Raw genomic sequence first — 18,314 nt, 5'->3', positions numbered from 1 at the left:
AGATGTTCTTTACTTATGCAATTGATTTTTACATCGCTGCGGTAACACCTAATGACGCCATTTTTTTTAGTGCGCTCATCTTAGGCGTTTTTGTATTGCTTGTTGTTTTATGTGTAATAGGAATATGGATCTCTAGACAGCCGGATAGCGTAAGCCCTTATAGTGGGCTGCCTTTGCGGTATGCGCGAGATTTAAGTCTTGAAACAAAAGAAAAAGTCGTACGTTTTCTATACAATTTTCATCAATATGATAATCGTATTTTTGAATTTTCTCAGGCAACTTTTTGTCGTGAAACGGGACGCATTTTTCCCAATACAATCACATTATTTGGAAAAACTTCTTTAGATTGGACCTTTTTAAAAAAAAGGTACCCGGGAAACTATGTCTCATGGGGGAGCTTATCGGAAACCCAGCAAGAGATTATTCGAGATAAGCATGTTTCCTTGGATGGTTTTCAAACAGAACATTCATGTCCTTCTCCATCACCGCGGGCGATTACTCCCGAGTATGCTTTTACCATCCCAGGTCCCTTGTATGTTGATGTTGAAACACAAATTCTAATTGGTTGGAAGGAAGTTCCCGGAACTGAAGTGGAAGTCCTCATTGTACAAAAGCCGAAAGAATTGAAAATCAAAATTTTACCCGAAGACACTCAACCTGTAAAATAAATATGACAAAAAAAATTCTCGTCACTTCCGCATTACCTTATGCAAATGGTCCTCTTCATTTTGGTCACATTGCAGGGGCTTATCTCCCAGGCGACTGTTACTCTCGTTTTCAAAGATTACAAAAAAATAACGTCTTATATGTCTGCGGGTCAGATGAATATGGGGTGGCTATTACAATGAGCGCTGAGCTCGCCGGAAGAACTCCCAAAGAACACGTCGACATTTTCCACGAAGTGAACCTCAACTTGTTCAAGAAATTGAATTTTTCCTTTGATCATTATTCTCGAACAACCTGGAAAGGACATGCAGAAACTGTGCATCAATACTTTCTAGACCTCCTGGCAAATGGATATATCGAAGAAAGAACAACCGAGCAATTGTATTCAGAAGTCGATCAACGTTTTTTAGCGGATAGATATGTCGTTGGAACATGCCCTCGATGTGGCTATGAAAATGCGCGTGGAGACGAGTGTACAAAATGTGGTGCTAGTTACGAAGCAACAGATTTAAAGAATCCTCGCTCCAAACTGACAGACGCTCCATTGATTCTAAAGCCAACGAAACACTGGTTTTTGGTCCTAGATCTGTTTAAAGAACGTCTTTTAGAATGGATTGATAGCAAAAATTGGAAACCCAATGTGAGTAATTTTGCCAAAGGTTACATCAAAGATCTCCATGCACGAGCCATCACACGCGATTCTACTTGGGGGATTCCGATTCCGTTGCCAGATACCGAAGGGAAAGTGTTATATGTATGGTTTGATGCTCCGATTGGCTATATCTCTGCCACAAAAGAGTGGGCCGAATTGCGAGGATCTCCTGAGAGTTGGAAAGATTACTGGTGTGATCAGTCTACTCAGCTAGTCAATTTTATTGGAAAAGATAATATCCCTTTTCATGCGGCCATTTTTCCTGCGATGACAATGGGACAAAACCAGCCTTATAAATTAGTTGATGAGCTTCCCGCGAACGAATTTTACAACTTAGAGGGTAGGCAATTTAGTAAATCAGATGGTTGGTACATCGATTTAGATGATTTTTTCAAAAGGTACACACCAGATCAAATCCGCTATGCGATTGCGGCGAATGCACCTGAAACATCTGACTCCGAATTTACTTGGAAAGATTTTCAGCAGCGTTGCAACATTGAATTACTCGGTAAATATGGAAATCTTGTTAATCGCGTTCTCGTATTCGCTCATAAGCAATGTGAAGGGCGTGTTCCACAAAAAAAAGATTTGCAACCGATCGATTTAGGATTTTTGGAAAATATGCAGCGGCTAGTTGAAGAAGCGGCTCAAAGTTACGATACTTTTAAATTACGACGCGCGAGCCAAATCGTTATGGAGCTAGCGCAGTTAGGGAATGTCTATTTTGATGCAAAGCGTCCTTGGCAGGATGCGCGTGAAGAGGCGACTCGTGCAAGTATGGAGACAACCATTGCTTGTTGTTTAGATTGCTTAAAGCTCTTGGCGCTTATTTCATTCCCTATTATTCCTGAATCCGCAGAGCAAATCTGGAAGATGCTTGGATATTCTTCGCCTTTAAAAACGCAAGATTGGAATACCGTGGCTCAAACTCCTATTCCGGTGAGTCAGCCGTTGTTGCAGCCAAAGATTTTATTCCAGAAAATTGAAGATGAACAAATTCAGCAAGAAATAGATAAATTAAAACAGGCAACAACAATGACTCAGCCAAAATCCCAAGAATATACGGCTCTTAAAGATGTAATCGGAATCGAAGACTTTCAAAAGCTCGATCTGAGAGTGGGACAAATTCTCGAGGCCGTTCCTGTTCCTAAGAGTAAAAAACTGCTAAAGCTTTTGGTGGATCTCGGTTTCGAAAAAAGAACCATTGTTTCTGGCATTCACCTGGCCTATAAGCCTGAGCAACTCATAGGAAAGAAAATTGTGGTTGTTGCAAATTTAAAGCCCGCCATTTTAATGGGAATTGAGAGTCAAGGCATGGTTTTAGCTGGTCAGTGGCAAGATTCCTTAGAGGTTCTCTCTATTGAAAATTTAGCTCCAGGAAGCGTTGTGTCCTAGGAAAATAACCAGGTTGAGAAACAATCATTTCTCAGCCTGGTAAAAATAGTTTGCGTCTTTTTTTGAGTAAAAGTTCTCTGTATCTGACGTGTCCAAATCAACTCAACTTATCATTATAAAATTTGTTTTTTGCAATCTGTTCTGCATAAAAAATGGCATGAGATGCTTTGCTCTAAGCCATTATCTAAGACAATCATTACTTCAGTATTATCAAACAAATTTTTGTGGATTGATCCACTTACATTTGTGTATATTTTTAATGTATAATAAGTGGTTTTGCTTTCCAAAAGTTTTTTATGAAAAATTCGACTGTAAATTAAATTTTGTTTATGCAATTGCTACTTAGTGTTCTTGCATGGAAAACAAGAAAATAAAATCACGCCGGATCTAATCTAATAAAAAGAATCTTGCAATGGTTTATTTAAATAATTTTTTATGTTGTTGTGTTTTTATTAATAAATTTGACTGTATTTGCTTTTTATTGCTATAATATTTTTGATATTAATGTAGTTTATTTGAAAGACTGGCATTCTATTTGCAATTTGCGCTTGTTTAAGTATGCCACATGTCTTCGTTACAAAGGATTTTTTATGAATGATTTTAATTACCGGGACTATAAATTTAATAATCATTACGATAAACCCGGTCATAATTATCTTGAGGATTTAAAGAAATTTTCGAAAAAAAAATGGATTGGTGGTAGCCTTGTTGTGAAAAAAGATGGCACGCTTGAAGAAGTTGGGCTTTTTGGAAGTTTTCGTAATTTCTTTCGAAAGGATAGAAAGAAGCTGACACAACTTCGTGTATTGCATTTTATTGCCTTTGGGAAAAAAAATGGTGCTTTTTTGACACAAGAGAGGATTAAAAAAATAGAAGATCTAGCAAGACGTGTTGGAATCAAAGACATCAATAAAAATGACGATTTAAAAAAGCTTATCGGATCTGATGAAACACGCGAGATAGATAGAGCTATCGAGAGTTTTTACTCATCTCATAAAAAAGAATACCTACCCTTCGAAAAAAAGCATGGATGGATCCATGGGTATGAGCAAGACCCTCAAGATTCAAGTCTAGATTCAACTGAAAGCACAAGACAAGATCCTCAAGATTCAAGAAATGACGCAACTAACGATCTCTTAGACACCGATTCTTTCTCAGAAGACGATTCTCATTTAGGAGCCCATTCTTCCTCATCATCTCCATCAACAGATTCTTCTTGCGCAGAGACGAGTTCCTCCTCTTTAAGTACTGATGCGGGATCAACGACTCATGGATCTGAATTCTCAGCCCGAGATGATTCTGGATCTGAATCGTCTTCCCAAAGCTCAAGTGGTTCGTTATCCGAAACTGTAAGAGGAAGTATTCAACTTGATGAAGGAGAGCCTTCTGAAAAAGAAATTAGCAGTGGGTCAGTCTCAAGCCGCGGCAATTTACGTTTCGCAGATGATTCAGATCGTGTAGATGACCAAGAACAGCCTCGAAGTGAAAGAGAAGAGTTAAGTGATAGTGAAGATGAAGCTTCTGAATCAAGCGAGGGCGGTAATGGATCTGCTTCAACATCATTTGGATCTTCAAGACAAGGTAATGATTCATTTTCTGGTAATACTTATAGAAGAGACAGAACACGTTCATTAGATCTAAGTTCTTCAAAAAAAGCTGAAGATAGTTCTGCAAGGCGAGGATCTTTAGATGCTGGTTCTAGAAATGTATCTCCGGAAAGACCAAGACCGCTAGATGATCTTCCTATTCCAAGAAGTTCAGTAGTGCAGCGGGAAGAAGAGCAACCAGATGATACGCGTTTAGGTTCTCCTGAGCCTCAAGTGCAAGCTGAAATTCCTACAGAGCCACACTTAATACCTGATGCTCCACCTTATGTTCCAGCTCCACCGCCGCAGCCCACTATACCAACTCCCCCCCCTATCGGCATGCCTAATTCATCATCTCAGCCTCCACGACCTTTAGCTCCGCCTCAGCCTCGTGTAGACGACAATTTGAAGAGTCGTGTGGCACAAAGACGAATAGATCTGGGGGGACATGAAGATGAAGGCGAAGATGTCAATAGTTCGGGAGAACTTGAACCATCAACCGAAACTGGTAATGGACCTACTATTAATAATAATCAGATCATTCGGCAAGCAGATGCTATTATAGAATTTGCTCGTGTATTTAGTGAGTCATACAAGAATCTCAAAGAAAAATTTGAGGAATTCAGGCAAATTGTAGGTTTAGAACCTCGTAACGAACGACAACTACAGTCTGCATTTAATCTGCTAAACAAAGCATTTAACGATACTGATACTAAATTGTCTAAATTACGAGATTATGTGAGTAACGCAGATAAGTATGAAAGAGCGATGAGAGAATTGTTAGCGATCCGTGCAGCAAGATCAAATCCAAATGTTGTGTATCAAAACACTACCGATGCGATAATGAAGCGTGGTAAACGTATGACAGATAGCTTGAATAAGCTAAAAGAGATTGATGAGGAAGCGCTCCTGCCACGCGATGGAAGAGAACCTTTCTTCCGAATGGCTCGTGCATTTACCAGTGCTAACGCACCTAAAGAAACGATATCCTTGCAGCAGAGGATAGTAGATGCTGGAAGCTCTAGTAATATTACTAATTCAATCACTGATTCGTGGTTGATTGATAGCAGTTATCAAGGTGAAGATTAACAATTAGGTTAGTTGAGATAAAATTAAGCTACAGGGCAATAAGAATATTGTTCTGTAGCTTTTTATTTAATTCCTTTTGAGTCGTCATTGAGCTTTTCTGAGTCGTGGGATTAGGGGAATATCTGAAATGGACGCATAAGGTAAGAGCAAACAATTGTTTGTTTTTCCTGACAAAACTACTTGTTTGGTAAGAGAGTTTATGTTACACTACGCTCTTTACATATACAATACGCTATTATTCTGGAGATTTTCATGTCTAAGGTTTGTCCAGTAACTGGAAAAAAAACAACGCGCGGATTTAAATATGCTATCCGTGGTATTGCGAAAAAGAAAAAAGGAATTGGTCTTAAAGTGACAGGCAAAACAAAGCGTCGCTTTAAAGCAAATTTAGCAGATCGTAAATTATGGCTTGCAGAAGAAAACCGCTTTGTCAGCATTCCTAATTTGTCTATTTCAGGATTGCGCACTCTTGAGAAGAAAGAGGGTGGGGTAGCTGCATATGTTCGCCAAGTGCGTTCTCAGCATAAAGCTAGCTAAAGTAAAAGGCCGAGCTTGCTCGGCCTTTAATGCAAAGGCAACCATTTGTCTCGAGTGTTAAAACGTTTTGTTTTTTGACTTTTCAATTCGGATTCAATAATACGCTCGTTTTCAGAATCTGAATTTTCAGGCTCTACGCTTTTCTTGTATTTTTCGATTTTAGTTTTTAATTCTTCCAACTCAGCAATTTGTTCTTTCGTATAAGGATCTTTTTGTTTGAGTAATTGCTTGATATGGCCTTTTTCCACTTCCAATTTGAGCACAAAGTATTCATCGCGTTTCGCATACCATGTGAATTCGTGACGAAGAGATGCAACTAAAAGTGAAAGCTCATCTTTGTTAGATTTTTCCTGCTTTTTTGTGTGTTGGTCAGCTTCATTTAAGAGCTTGCTGACTGTCATTTTGCGTAAGCCTTCCGCTAAAGCTTCCTCAACTTTTGTAAAATTTGTCTTGGCCATTGTTCTCTTCTCCCGGGTTACCAGTCTAATCCTATTATAACAAACAAGAGAATATGCAATATAGTGAAATACATAAAAAAATCTTGAGTATTTAAAATGAATGTGGATGATCAAGGTTATACCAAGGACAAGGATGGCTGCAAATTTTTGTAGTTGGTCAAAAATTTCCACAACAGGAATATGCGCTATGGAACAGATAAATGTGGATCTTGCTGTAATTGGGGCTGGACCTGCTGGGCAGAAAGCCGCGATTCAGGCTGCTAAGCTTGGGAAAAAAGTCGTGGTTATTGAAAAACTCCCGGAGCCGGGAGGGAATTGCTTATTTTCAGGGACTATTCCATCTAAAACTTTACGCGAAGCAATCATCGATTTAACGCGCTATCATGAGCGAAGTTTTTATGGGGATGCCCATTTCATTCAAGAAGTTTCCATCCATGACTTGAATAATCGTCTTTATAAAGTCATTGATGAAGAAAAGCATATGCTCCAAAGACAATTCAAAAAAAATAACATTCAATTTATCCAGGGAAATGCGTACTTCGAAGCCTCTAATCGCATGACAATTACAAATGCGGATTTTAGGCAGTTGTATCAGATTCGTTCTGAGATGTTTATGATTGCGACAGGATCGCAACCCCGCAATCCTCCCGAAGTCCCTTTTGATGATGATGTCATCTTAGATTCAACCCGCTTACTCGGTTTAGACTTTGTTCCTAAGAGCATGCTTGTCTTAGGGGGTGGGATTATTGGGTCCGAGTACGCCAGCTTTTTTGCAGCTCTAGGAACAGAAGTCACCATCATTGATAAAAAAGAACATATTCTACCTTTTGTTGATGCCGAAATTGGCATTCATTTACAGACAGCTTTAACAGATATTGGTTTAAAATTTATGGGGCATAAGGAGCCGGAAGAAATTTCCCGCGTAGGAAACAAGGCTGTTGTGAAATTTAAAGATGGGACAGTTTGCAAGGCCGACTGTTTGCTATATGCCTTGGGAAGAAAAGCGAATGTGGATACTTTGGGCATAGAAAATGCAGGATTAAAGTTAAACTCAAAAGGGTATATCCCAGTGAATGCGCTTTTTCAAACAGAGTCCTCTCATATCTATGCAGTTGGGGATGTAATTGGCGGACCTTGTCTAGCTTCCACAAGCATGGAACAAGGGCGCTTGGCGGCTTTGCATGCGTGTGGTGTGCAAACACATTATTTCCCTTCCGTTTACCCGATTGGGATTTACACAATTCCTGAGATCTCAAGTTGCGGGTATACTGAAGAGCAATTGGAACATATGGGATTTCATTACGAGGTAGGGCGCGCCTATTACTATGAAATTGCACGTAGCCACATTGCAGGTAGCAATACGGGGATGTTTAAGATTTTGTTTCACGCCGAGACTTTAGAAATTTTAGGTGTGCACGTAATCGGGCGTAGTGCGACAGAAGTGATTCACATTGGTCAAATAGCGATGAGCTTTAGAGCGCGCATCGATTATTTTATCGACCATGTATTTAACTATCCCACCTACGCAGAAGGTTACCGTGTGGCTGCATTAAATGGGGTGAATAAAATACGTTTAAAGAGTAAAGTGTAGAGAATTTTCTAAGGTTAACTTATTCGAGGCACTTTATGGTACGGTATGAATTTCCGTCGGGCAATCAAGACCCTTCATCAAAAAATGGAGACCCTAATAAAAATGGGGGCATGACTCCACAAAAACTTCCTGAATTTATCTATATTGATGATATTCAAATCGAGCCAGACCAGGAAGAATCGAGAAAAAGCACTCGAGAAGAAAATCTCTATGCTTCGATTAATGAGCTGGAAAAAGCGCGCTACCCCTGGCTTTTACGCGTTCTCACTTTTTTTGCGTCGCTTGTTCTTGTTGTTGTCATTCCCATCTTGCTAATAGTTGTTCTTTGCAATGCACTATTCGCTTTTGGATTGCTTTGGAAGTTTGAACCTTTCAATAAGCAAACAATTCGCTACTGGAAGCAATTGAAAAAAGCTGTGGTGATTGCTTTAGGACTTTTCATTGCGACTTTAAGCCCAGCTTTTGGTTTTGGAATGATTCTCCTTTATTTTGTTTTGCAAGGAGAAGAAATAAACAATAGCTTTCTCAACCAAATGATGAAAAGTCGCAATGGGACTTCTCCCTTTTAGGGGTGTTTCCAAGGAGTCAAAATTTCATAGCCAGTTGGGGTAATTAAGAGCGTGTGCTCCCATTGTCCGCTGGCTTTTCCGTCTTTTGTCCTTGCTGTCCATTGATCTTTGCGGTCAACTACAGCTCCACGTACACCCGCATTAATCATCGGCTCAATTGTAAAGGTCATACCGGCCACTAAAGGAATGTGCATTGAGTTTTGATAATGAGGAATTTGAGGTCCTTCATGGAAACCCACTCCAACACCATGGGCGACGAATTGATTGACCACAGAGCACCCACGGGAAATGGCATAGGGTTCAATGACCTTACCAATATCAGAGACGAAGACACCAGGTTTTAAAATGGCACAAGCTCTCATCAAACATTCATAGGAAACATCGACAACCAGTTGTCGTTCAGGTGTTGTTTTCCCTCCAATCACAACCATTCGACTGCAATCTCCGTAGTATCCATTTAAAATGCATGTGACATCTACATTTAAAATATCTCCATCATGTAAAGGGATATCATTTGGAATTCCGTGACAAATCACTTCATTCAAAGATGTACAAATGCTTTTGGGAAAGGGAGGGTGTCCATAATTGAGGGGAGCTGGAATCGCTCCTGCTTCGCGGTGCATTTTATCAGCAAAGTCATTCAGCTCTTGGGTTGTTACTCCAGCTTTAGCAAGAGCACAGGTTTCATCAAGAATTTTTGCTGCTAAATGGCAGGCAGCGCGAATCCCTGCAATTTGTTCTTCTGTCTTAATAATAATATCATATTCATTATAATACTGCTCGGCTACAGATTTGGGAGTATTTTGCGTAATGCCGCCTTCTTCAAGAGGGTAATGGCATTTTTTCCATTTTTTCCAACTTCCGCACCAGCAAGGGTCATTTCTTCCGATCATTAGTCAACCTTAGATTGTTTTCGTTTGCAATAGTTTAGCTGAATCTTTTATTTTTTTACATACCAATACCATTTTCTAATTTTCTTTTTCCTGAGGAGGTTTTGTTAAAAAAAGTTGAGTCTTTGTTGCATAAAATTTCATATCTGAACATAAATAAACGACCGATTACACCATAAGAGTTTTAAAATGGCAAAAATAGAAGAGAACTTATCCGAATTCACCCAGATGTTAGAACAAGATAAAGCGATTCGTTATCAAAATAATGAATGGCACATTGAAAAAGGTGCTAAATCATTTTGTCGACGCCTTTTTCGCTTAGAACAAACGCGCATGCGTGAAGTAGCAAAAGCTTTTAATGCTTTTTTAGATCAGCAAGAGCGCATTCCTGTTGTGTTTTCCACTCAAGGAGTAATTGAAAACAAACAAAAGGAAAAATTTGAAGGAATTTTGAAAGCTTCAAAAGAGATTAAAAAACGCTTACAATCTTCCAACTCTAAAAAAAATCAAGGTGCTCTAAGAGCCTTAAAGATGCGTACAATAGCCTTAAAGTATCGAGTTGGAAAGGAATTAGGGGGGCTTGATTTACAAAAAGCCGAACACATCGACGAGCAGCTTAAGGATGCGATTACAGAAGCTTTTAAGGGATGGAAAGAACGACAAACCGTTTATTCCGAAAAAGCGATTACACCAACAGAGCAGAACATTATAAGAAATCTCTGTCAATATCCTAAATTTGTGAAAATGCTTCTGAAAGATCCTTATCAAAAGGAAGAATGCTTTAAAAGGCTTTTGCGTGATCGCTACGGTGTTCAGGAATATATTGAATTCTATTCTATTTATAAGAGGATGGAAGAATGTTTATTAGTTGGATGGATTGGACGTTTCGGAAAACAATTACTTTCAGTAGAAACGGAACGAGATGGAAGTATCCAGCGAAAAGTGGTTACCCTTAAAGTTGAAGGCAAAAAAGTCAATATTTTAGATGAAAAGAGCTCTGTGACATTCGATGGACATCTCAAAGTTGATATTAAAAATGTTTTAGACGTTTTTAAAGCAAAAAATGATGATCCAGGCAATTTTGCAATTTTTGGCCCTAATGGCGTGACACGTTTTAATGTGCACGTGCATGATCACTATAATGCCGAAAAAAATTGTTATGAACCAATTGACATGACTCAACCGAACATTCCATGGTGGGAACGTTATCCAGTATTTGAAATTGTGAGTCGACAAGAGGTGAGCCGACGTCATCCCCAAGCAATCAATAAAGAAGGCTGTGCAACAGACGTAGCTGGACACCTGAATGGAGGTAAATGGCTAGTGATAGAGAAGGCATCCAAGGAATCTCCTGGATTAGATTTGGATGCAAACCACGGATATTTAGATATTTATATTCCAGCAGGACCAGATCACTATATGCTAGTACCTATTGGCAAATTTGCCAGCCAATTTCCTAAAGGATTTTTGGGCCGCTTAAAATTTATTATGGGGACTTTTGAGGGAAAGATTGCTTATGGCGATGAAAATCAATGCTATTCCCGACGTCAACAAGCCTCGGTTCCCTATTTAGTCGAAGAAGATTTAGGGAAAAAATTAATGGAATTGATTCGCCAAGATATTCTTTTATCTCGCGAAGGATTTTTAATTTTCCAATTTCCTTGGGAAAATTGTTCCCATTGGGCCCACTTTAAGTTAAAGGCGGCTTTAGGGAAAAAAATCATTGTGAATCACTACAAGTTGTCTATTCTTAAAATCACGCCCTCTAATCCTGTATTAAAAAAATTAGTCAAGGGGGTCTCTCGAACTCCGAAAAAAATTCACCCTCCTCTGATAAAATTTGTCTTATTCTTTTTTGGTTCTTTTCGAAAAAAGGAAACTATGGAAAAAGGGGAATTAACGGAAAAATCTATGAGCCGAGTTTTCAAGCAAAGTACTGGAGAGGAAGTTGAAATCTACCTGCCGGGAAATCTGCATGAAAAAATTAAAGAGGGATCTATAGTCGGGACACTTTCTGTAGGTCCATTCGTACAACCATAAGGAATTAGTATGGCAAAAGTCACCATCGTATGGATGCGTCAAGATTTGCGCATTGAAGATCATCCGGCCCTAGACGCTGCAGCACAAAGAGGAAGTGTCATTCCTCTTTACATTTGGTCTCCTCAAGAAGAAGGGCATTGGCCTTTGGGTGGAGCGAGCAAGTGGTGGCTGCATCATTCTTTAAAGTCTTTAGAAAATGATCTACGATCCTTAGGTTTACCCCTGATCATTCGTAAAGGGAAAAGCCTAGATTGTTTGCGCGATGTGATTAAGGAAACGAATGCCGATGCCGTATTCTGGTCACGGCGCTATGAGCCTTATGCCATTAAAAGGGACATCCAGGTTAAATCAAAGCTTTCGGAAGAAGGCCTTTTAGCTAAAAGTTTTCCGGGAAATGTATTGTACGAACCTTGGAGCATTCAAAATAAGCAAGGGAAGCCTTTTCAGGTTTTCACTTTTTTTTGGAAAAATTGTTTGGCTAAAGAACAGCCGCTTGCTCCATTGTCGGCACCCATTGGTGTGAAAGGAAAGATTGTTGAGGTCGATTCTCTCCATATCGAAGATTTAAAATTGCTCCCAACAACTTCTTGGGATGAGGGGATTGCCCATACCTGGAAGCCTGGAAGTGTGTATGCTAAAGAATTTTTGTCATACTTTCTTGAAGGGGGAGCACATGATTACAATGAAAGGCGGGATCGCCCCGATTTGCCCGGGGTGTCTCGTTTGTCGCCCTATCTGCATTTTGGTGAAATAAGTGTCAGAATGGTTTGGGATGAAATTGTGAAAAAGCTCGGATTCCAAGAAGCCGAACCCTATTTAAGGCAGCTCGGTTGGCGTGATTTTGCTTACCATTTGCTCTACCATTTTCCTAAAACCCCAGAAGAGCCTTTACGACAAGAGTTTGCCTATTTTCCCTGGAAAGAAAATAAAAAACTGTTGAAAGTCTGGCAAAAAGGAATGACAGGTTATCCCTTTGTTGATGCGGGAATGCGGCAGCTGTGGATGACTGGTTGGATGCACAATCGAGCACGCATGGTGGTGGGGTCTTTTTTGGTAAAAGACTTGCTTCTTCCTTGGCAAACAGGGGCACAATGGTTTTGGGATACCCTTGTGGATGCCGATCTAGCGAATAATACTTTAGGCTGGCAATGGGTTGCAGGTTCGGGAGCTGATGCCGCTCCCTATTTCCGCATATTCAATCCTATTACGCAAGGAGAGAAATTCGATCCTGAAGGTAGCTATGTGAGAAAATGGGTCCCTGAAATTGCTAATCTTCCTGATAAATGGATTCATAAACCCTGGGAAGCACCTCTAGATGTACTAGAAAAAGCAGGTGTTAAGCTTGGACAAACCTATCCATATCCCATTGTTAATCATGATGAAGCTCGCTTGGCAGCGTTAGAAGCTTTTGAAGAAATCAAAGCGGCTCGATAAAACAAAAGGCCTCTTTCACATTCATGTGTAAGAGGCTTTATTTGATTAAAAACCTTGGGTATCTTCTATATCGCGCCACATTTCAGTTGCCTGAAGTTTTGCTAAGAATCCCAGGGCATTTGCATTTCCAAGATCGACAGCTTTTTTTAACCAGTCATATGCCAATTCTTTGGTTGCTTTTTCTTCAGCATTTTCTAAGTATAGTCGACCAAGAAAGTAAGCCGCTCGGTCTGATTGATAAGCAGTAAAAGCTTCCTCAAACCATTTTTTAGCAGATTCCATATTCTCTTCCGCTTGAAAAATCAAACCTAGTTCAAGTTGTGCTTCTTCATCGCCTAAAATGGCGGCTTGTTCGAGCCAATACTTTTCTTTTTCAGGACTGATTTCACATCCTCCTGTGCCATCTTGATAGAAAGAGCTGAGATCTACCATAGCGTCGACGTTTCTTTGCTCAGCGGCTTTTTGGATCCATTCTCTGGCTAGCGTGTAATTCGGTTCTCCATCCAGTCCATTAACGTACATATTGCCGAGAAGATATTGAGAAGAAGCATCATTTTGCATCGCTGCTTTTTCTAACCAAAATTTAGCTTGTGGATAGCTTTCTTGATCAAGAAAGTACCTTCCAAGCTCAGCTTGTGCCTGTAAATCACCTTTTTGTGCCTTTTCCTCAATGTCTTGCTGCATAAATTTTCCATACTTTTGAAATTATATCTGTTATAAAAATCAAATGATTAACGAGTGCGAGCCAGTATGCTATATTGAGGAATTTAGGGAAATTAATTTTCCGTAAGTCGTTCGTTTTAATCTGTTCTAAGCACAAAAAAGGAAATATATAAAAAATTTAAAAACGGTAAATTGACAAGATTGTGGAAAAAAGAAATAATGCGCCGTGAATAAAGCTTATATATGTTTTGGAGAGAAAATATGCCTTTTACGCTACCTATCGGGGAAAAAGCTCCCAATTTTTCCTTACCGGCTACAGATGGAAAAACCTATGCTTTAAAAGATTTTGAAAAGTATCCCGTTCTTGTACTCTTTTTTACATGTAACCATTGCCCCTATGTAATTGGATCGGACGAGGTGACTCGCCAAACAGCAGAAAAGTTTATGCCACAAGGGGTCATATTTGTCGGAATCAATTCAAATAGCAAAAACACCTACCCAGAAGATTCTTTTGAGCACATGGTTCAAAGAATGCAAGAGCATCACTTTCCATGGCTTTACCTGTATGATGAAAGCCAAGAGGTGGCAAAAAAATATGGTGCTCTCCGTACGCCCCATTTTTATGTGTTCGACAAAAATCGCACTTTAGTCTACACGGGGAGGGGTGTTGATCGCCCTCGAAATACAAAAGAAATGAAAGAAAATGATTTAGATCGCGTGTTAACAGAGCTTTTATCAGGGAAATCGATTTCCACCCCTACGTTGAATCCGATTGGATGCAATATTAAATGGGAAGGAAAAGATGCCCATTGGATGCCTGACGATGCATGTGACCTTGTTTGAATTCTAACATTGGAGTGAGTGAATGGATATTGTAATTTCAGGTTCTTCAGGTTTAGTTGGAGCTGCTTTAACCTCTTTTTTTAGAGATCAAGGGCATCTTGTTAAACGCCTCGTCCGAAAAAAAGGGGGATTGGCTCATGACGAAATTGGTTGGGATCCGGAAGCTGGAAATATTGATTCAGACCTTCTTGAGGGAACAGATATTTTAATTAACCTTGCGGGAGAAAATATTGCGCATGGCAGATGGAATGACTTTAAGAAGAAGAAAATTTTAAATAGTCGGCTGAAGAGCACCCAACTATTAAGTAAAACATTGCATCAGCTTAAGGCTCCTCCTCGAACATGGATTAATGCTTCTGCTATAGGCTATTACGGGAACCAGGAAGGAGATGCAATTCTCGATGAAAGTTCACCGGCAGGTACAAGCTTTTTGTCGAAAGTTTGCAAAGAATGGGAAGCTTCCGTACAAGCTCCTGCAAGCATTCGCACTGTTTGTACACGATTTGGATTGATTATGACTCCAAAAGGAGGCGCTTTAAAGCAGATGCTTTTACCCTTCAAACTAGGTTTAGGAGGTATGTTAGGGACAGGAAAACAATACATGAGTTGGATAACTCTGCAAGACCTTATGCATGCCATCGATCATGTCATTAAAACTCCTTCTTTAAAGGGGCCAGTCAATATGGTATCGCCTTTTCCTGTGACGAATCAGGAATTTACACATGCTTTAGGCAAAGCCTTAAATCGTCCCACCATTTTATCAATGCCAGCTTTCGCTGCACGCGTTATCTTTGGTGAAATGGCAGAGGAATTATTATTAAGTAGCATTCGTGTAGAACCAAAAAAACTGTTAGAATCGTCTTTTACTTTTGCTCATCCAAAATTGGAAGACGCTTTACACGCTTTGCTCGAAGTTGAACACCATGCGCTAACGTCTTAATACCAGTAGTCCAGGAAAAACTTTTTCTCCATCTAGTTTTATGAAAATTAGGACTTGAAATAGATACAGAACCTCTTCTAGTTGACCCATAATATGGGTCAACTAGAAGAGGAATATCTATCTTGTGGAGGAACCATCTATTTGTCAGTAAACAGTGCACAGCATTCTGAGCTGGGTTTGATAGCGATCACTTCTAGCTTATTTTGATAGATAAAGGGTTTTTCTGTGGCCTCAATTTCATAATTTTCACTTAGAACTAACGAAATGAGATCAGAAATAAAGTCAGCGCGCTGAAATTCAGGGAGGTAGTGTGCATGGGCGGAAACTGGTAAATAGTAGGCTTCTATTGCATCTTGATCGGAAAATTCGACCTTTTGCAGGATCGTCTCAACATGTTTGGGGATAAACCCCACTTTATATAGCAACTCAGAAAATTCTCTAGAATTATAGTATGTTCGTGTGCTTTTAAATTCTCTAAAGTCATTCTTCCATTTCTCAGATCGTGAGAGACGGTCTGAATGAACAGCCAGTGAACTGTCAAACTTACCAGGTAATGTAATAAGAGCTGCTCCACCGGGTTTTAAGCACCTTAACATGCAGATCAAAGCTTTTTCTGCATCTCCATAGTGAAGAGAATATCCGGCATGAACAACATCGTATTTTTCTTCAGTTGAGAAGTTAGTCATGTCTGCGACTCTAAAAAGTGAGACGTGGATTAAAATAGCTCTGCGAGGCTCTTTCTATCATTTTTTCCGAGATGTCAATGCCCCGAACATGGTTTTTGGTGCGATGTTGGCAAAGATGATCAGTCACTTTTCCATCGCCACACCCAAGGTCAAGCACCCTTTCAGTTCCATTGAATCTAAATAATTCAAAAATCTTCATGGCACCATCCCACTGATATGTCGAATTATTGGCATATTGTTCGACTTGCCCTTTTTCCGAAAAATGTGGGGCTTGAGCGTGAGAGATTGGTTTGATGAACGTCGTTGCTTCTGCATAAGATATGGTCATTAAAATCTCCTCACCATCAAAATTCCTGAACACAATGGATAGCAGGAATTTGTCTTTTTTAATCGATCTTTTAGAGAGGTCTAACGACCTCTCCTTAATTGATTGGTTTGAATCCTCTTATCCGTTATAAATAAATTTCTGTGCTTCGATAATTGTTAATTTTAGGGTTAATGATTTTCCAATAATTGGTGAATTCAGTGTAAGACCCTCCAATATCACTTGGGCACATTTCATTCACATGCTTCACAATTAAACCACGCTCTTCTAAGGATTCTTTTACCCATCCCATCACAATAGGTGAAATCGAATTCGGTTTTAATGTATATTCATGATACCCGGGATATTTGAGAATTGTAGCTTCAATTTTAGAGGTTAATTCTTGATATTGCTTATTCAAAGACTCTTGAATTTTCTTTTTTATTTCCGACGCTTTAAATTTAGGCTCCCAACCATCACTGAAGTATCCATCATCTTCTTCAATAGGGTTTTCGGTAAGAGATACTATTAGTTTTGGTTTAGTAAAACCACCATGGTCACCCATTCCCCCCGGGCAATACTCTGCCTTCATATGCTTACAAGAAAATCCCCGTTTGGTCATTTTAGATTGAAGTTTTGAAAGTGTGGAATGGCCGATATTTTGGGTATCAAATTCCCATGACATTTCATTGAAGTATTTTAAAACGTAATTTTGAATTTCTTTTTTCTTTTTTTTATAAACTTTTTTTTCTTGATCCTCATGTTTTTGCTGGACTGTTTCACTAGTCAGTTTATCCGAAAAACCACCGGAAGGTCTTTGAAAGGTAAGATTATTCATAGAGTTGCCTTTAATTTTCTTTGATTTTTTGATTAAACGTATCGACAATTTCAGCGTATCTTTGAAGGTCTTCTTTTTTTATCAATGGTTGTATGATGTCATTAAATAAAACAGTGAAATATCCCTTTCTTGGGACAGGAAATTGTGTTAATAAAGGCTCCTGAAAATCATTATGATGATAGCGACCGTTTGGCCAAAAAGTTTGATGAGCACCTAACCGAACTGGGATGATTTTTCTTTGAAGTCCTCTTATTCCTTCAATCGCATCAAGCCACATTTCTTCTTTTTGACCGCAGAGACTGTTTTCAGATTTCGCTTTATGTAATGAGTCTGTAGCAATTACCACAACAACTTTAGGTAGTCCAGATCCATTTAGGTATGAACCTTGTAAACGAGCAGGAGATTCTGATTTTTCCAAAGCTTCAGCTATCGTATTTGCTTTAATTGAGGCTACTTTAAGATCATCAGCCAAATCTTTGACCCATACCTTGTCAAGTTCTTTTCCTCTTTCCCATGGGGCAATGTCAACACATAAGAGTACGTCGTTTCTCTGAAAAAATTTACTACCCTCGCTAAGCAATATCTTAATCTTATTTAACGCCTCTTCTTTGGCTAGTTTGACCTTGGAATCTTTTCTCATATCCAAAAATTCGTAGAATGCAGGGTCATCAGGTGGTGTTTGTGCTTGTAAAAAGCAGTCATAATGGTAATTGACTTCTTTTTGCAGAAGAGGTTTCACTGTGTGAATTAACTCGACCTGAATATCTTCATCATCAGTAACAAAATATTTTAGTTTTTCAAATGTATGAGCTGTCAATGAATTTATTTGGGATTTTAATTCTATTGCACTTGAATTTGTGGGAAATTCTTTAATCGTTTGAAATATTGATAGGCATACTTTTTTTAATTCTACTAGAAATTCTTTATCCTGAGTAGTCGAACAGGATTTTGCCAGTTCATCTATTTCAGAAAGCGTTGTCCGAGATTTTTCCCGCATCTTAGCTTTTTTTCTCTCAATCCCATCTCTATCTGCTCGGTTTTTGATATCTAATGCAGTGAAACTATCACTAAATCCTAATCCTCCGGGGCGTACAAACATTGACATTGCTACCTCTCTCATGTTGTAATCTCGA

The 18,314-nt window shown here is 39.2% G+C and carries 17 protein-coding genes; 10 read left to right on the top strand and 7 right to left on the bottom strand.

The annotated features are described in order from the left end of the window. The first annotated feature begins 2 nt into the window (after positions 1-2). From AOM43_RS04780 to rpmB, 4 genes are all read left to right on the top strand, one after another. Complete coding sequence (locus AOM43_RS04780; protein WP_006340189.1) at positions 3-668, top strand: hypothetical protein; 666 nt, start codon at positions 3-5, stop codon at positions 666-668. 2 nt (positions 669-670) lie between these two features. Then, complete coding sequence (metG, locus tag AOM43_RS04775) at positions 671-2,713, top strand: methionine--tRNA ligase (RefSeq protein ID WP_006340190.1); 2,043 nt, start codon at positions 671-673, stop codon at positions 2,711-2,713. A gap of 590 nt (positions 2,714-3,303) precedes the next feature. After that, on the top strand, positions 3,304-5,388 hold the full coding sequence (locus AOM43_RS04765) for a hypothetical protein (protein WP_059359269.1): 2,085 nt from the start codon (positions 3,304-3,306) through the stop codon (positions 5,386-5,388). 252 nt (positions 5,389-5,640) lie between these two features. After that, positions 5,641-5,925, top strand: coding sequence for a 50S ribosomal protein L28 (rpmB, locus tag AOM43_RS04760; protein WP_006340192.1), 285 nt, complete (start codon positions 5,641-5,643; stop codon positions 5,923-5,925). 26 nt (positions 5,926-5,951) lie between these two features. On the opposite strand, the gene AOM43_RS04755 is transcribed toward rpmB, so the two are convergent. Next, positions 5,952-6,383, bottom strand: a complete 432-nt coding sequence (locus AOM43_RS04755) for a hypothetical protein (RefSeq protein WP_013925227.1) — start codon at positions 6,381-6,383, stop codon at positions 5,952-5,954. Between the two features lie 187 nt (positions 6,384-6,570). Between AOM43_RS04755 and sthA the strand changes: the two genes are divergently transcribed. Both sthA and AOM43_RS04745 read left to right on the top strand, forming a co-directional pair. Further along, the gene (gene sthA, locus AOM43_RS04750; protein WP_226987400.1) at positions 6,571-7,974 is read left to right on the top strand and encodes a Si-specific NAD(P)(+) transhydrogenase; all 1,404 of its coding nucleotides are present in this window, start codon (positions 6,571-6,573) and stop codon (positions 7,972-7,974) included. 35 nt (positions 7,975-8,009) lie between these two features. Then, complete coding sequence (locus AOM43_RS04745; RefSeq protein WP_013925225.1) at positions 8,010-8,543, top strand: hypothetical protein; 534 nt, start codon at positions 8,010-8,012, stop codon at positions 8,541-8,543. On the opposite strand, the gene AOM43_RS04740 is transcribed toward AOM43_RS04745, so the two are convergent. Next, positions 8,540-9,433 carry a methionyl aminopeptidase gene (locus tag AOM43_RS04740; protein ID WP_036745866.1) on the bottom strand — a complete coding sequence of 298 codons (894 nt, stop codon included), beginning with the start codon at positions 9,431-9,433 and terminating at the stop codon, positions 8,540-8,542. The two genes, AOM43_RS04745 and AOM43_RS04740, sit on opposite strands and share 4 nt — an antisense overlap. A 189-nt stretch (positions 9,434-9,622) precedes the next feature. On the opposite strand from AOM43_RS04740, the gene AOM43_RS04735 reads away from it, so the two are divergent. Further along, positions 9,623-11,473: a hypothetical protein gene (locus AOM43_RS04735; protein ID WP_013925223.1), complete on the top strand. Its 1,851-nt coding sequence runs from the start codon at positions 9,623-9,625 to the stop codon at positions 11,471-11,473. 9 nt (positions 11,474-11,482) lie between these two features. Beyond that, positions 11,483-12,907: a cryptochrome/photolyase family protein gene (locus tag AOM43_RS04730; RefSeq protein ID WP_006340198.1), complete on the top strand. Its 1,425-nt coding sequence runs from the start codon at positions 11,483-11,485 to the stop codon at positions 12,905-12,907. Between the two features lie 45 nt (positions 12,908-12,952). Here AOM43_RS04730 and AOM43_RS04725 read toward each other — a convergent pair whose 3' ends face one another. Then, the gene (locus AOM43_RS04725; RefSeq protein WP_039377226.1) at positions 12,953-13,591 is read right to left on the bottom strand and encodes a tetratricopeptide repeat protein; all 639 of its coding nucleotides are present in this window, start codon (positions 13,589-13,591) and stop codon (positions 12,953-12,955) included. A 240-nt stretch (positions 13,592-13,831) separates the two neighbouring features. Here AOM43_RS04725 and AOM43_RS04720 point away from each other — a divergent pair, with 240 nt between their 5' ends. Both AOM43_RS04720 and AOM43_RS04715 read left to right on the top strand, forming a co-directional pair. Continuing rightward, entirely contained in the window at positions 13,832-14,413 is a 582-nt protein-coding gene (locus AOM43_RS04720) for a thioredoxin family protein (protein ID WP_059359267.1), read from the top strand. Positions 14,414-14,435: 22 nt separating this feature from the next. Next, a complete protein-coding gene (locus AOM43_RS04715) occupies positions 14,436-15,353 on the top strand; it encodes a TIGR01777 family oxidoreductase (RefSeq protein ID WP_013925221.1) in 918 nt (305 codons plus the stop codon). Between the two features lie 137 nt (positions 15,354-15,490). Here the strand turns inward: AOM43_RS04715 and AOM43_RS13665 are convergent, their stop codons facing one another. The 4 genes from AOM43_RS13665 to AOM43_RS04700 all read right to left on the bottom strand — a co-directional run bounded on the left by AOM43_RS13665 (position 15,491) and on the right by AOM43_RS04700 (position 18,286). Further along, on the bottom strand, positions 15,491-16,039 hold the full coding sequence (locus AOM43_RS13665; RefSeq protein ID WP_226987399.1) for a class I SAM-dependent methyltransferase: 549 nt from the start codon (positions 16,037-16,039) through the stop codon (positions 15,491-15,493). Positions 16,040-16,049: 10 nt separating this feature from the next. Beyond that, positions 16,050-16,367 carry a class I SAM-dependent methyltransferase gene (locus AOM43_RS13660; protein WP_226987398.1) on the bottom strand — a complete coding sequence of 106 codons (318 nt, stop codon included), beginning with the start codon at positions 16,365-16,367 and terminating at the stop codon, positions 16,050-16,052. Between the two features lie 124 nt (positions 16,368-16,491). Then, the gene (locus tag AOM43_RS04705) at positions 16,492-17,181 is read right to left on the bottom strand and encodes a hypothetical protein (protein ID WP_059359265.1); all 690 of its coding nucleotides are present in this window, start codon (positions 17,179-17,181) and stop codon (positions 16,492-16,494) included. A 10-nt stretch (positions 17,182-17,191) separates the two neighbouring features. Beyond that, a complete protein-coding gene (locus AOM43_RS04700) occupies positions 17,192-18,286 on the bottom strand; it encodes a hypothetical protein (RefSeq protein ID WP_144016260.1) in 1,095 nt (364 codons plus the stop codon). Positions 18,287-18,314 lie beyond the last annotated feature (28 nt).

Origin of the sequence: Parachlamydia acanthamoebae, assembly GCF_000875975.1 — a bacterium.
Lineage (GTDB): Bacteria > Chlamydiota > Chlamydiia > Chlamydiales > Parachlamydiaceae > Parachlamydia > Parachlamydia acanthamoebae.
This window is presented reverse-complemented; position numbering and strand designations above follow the sequence as displayed.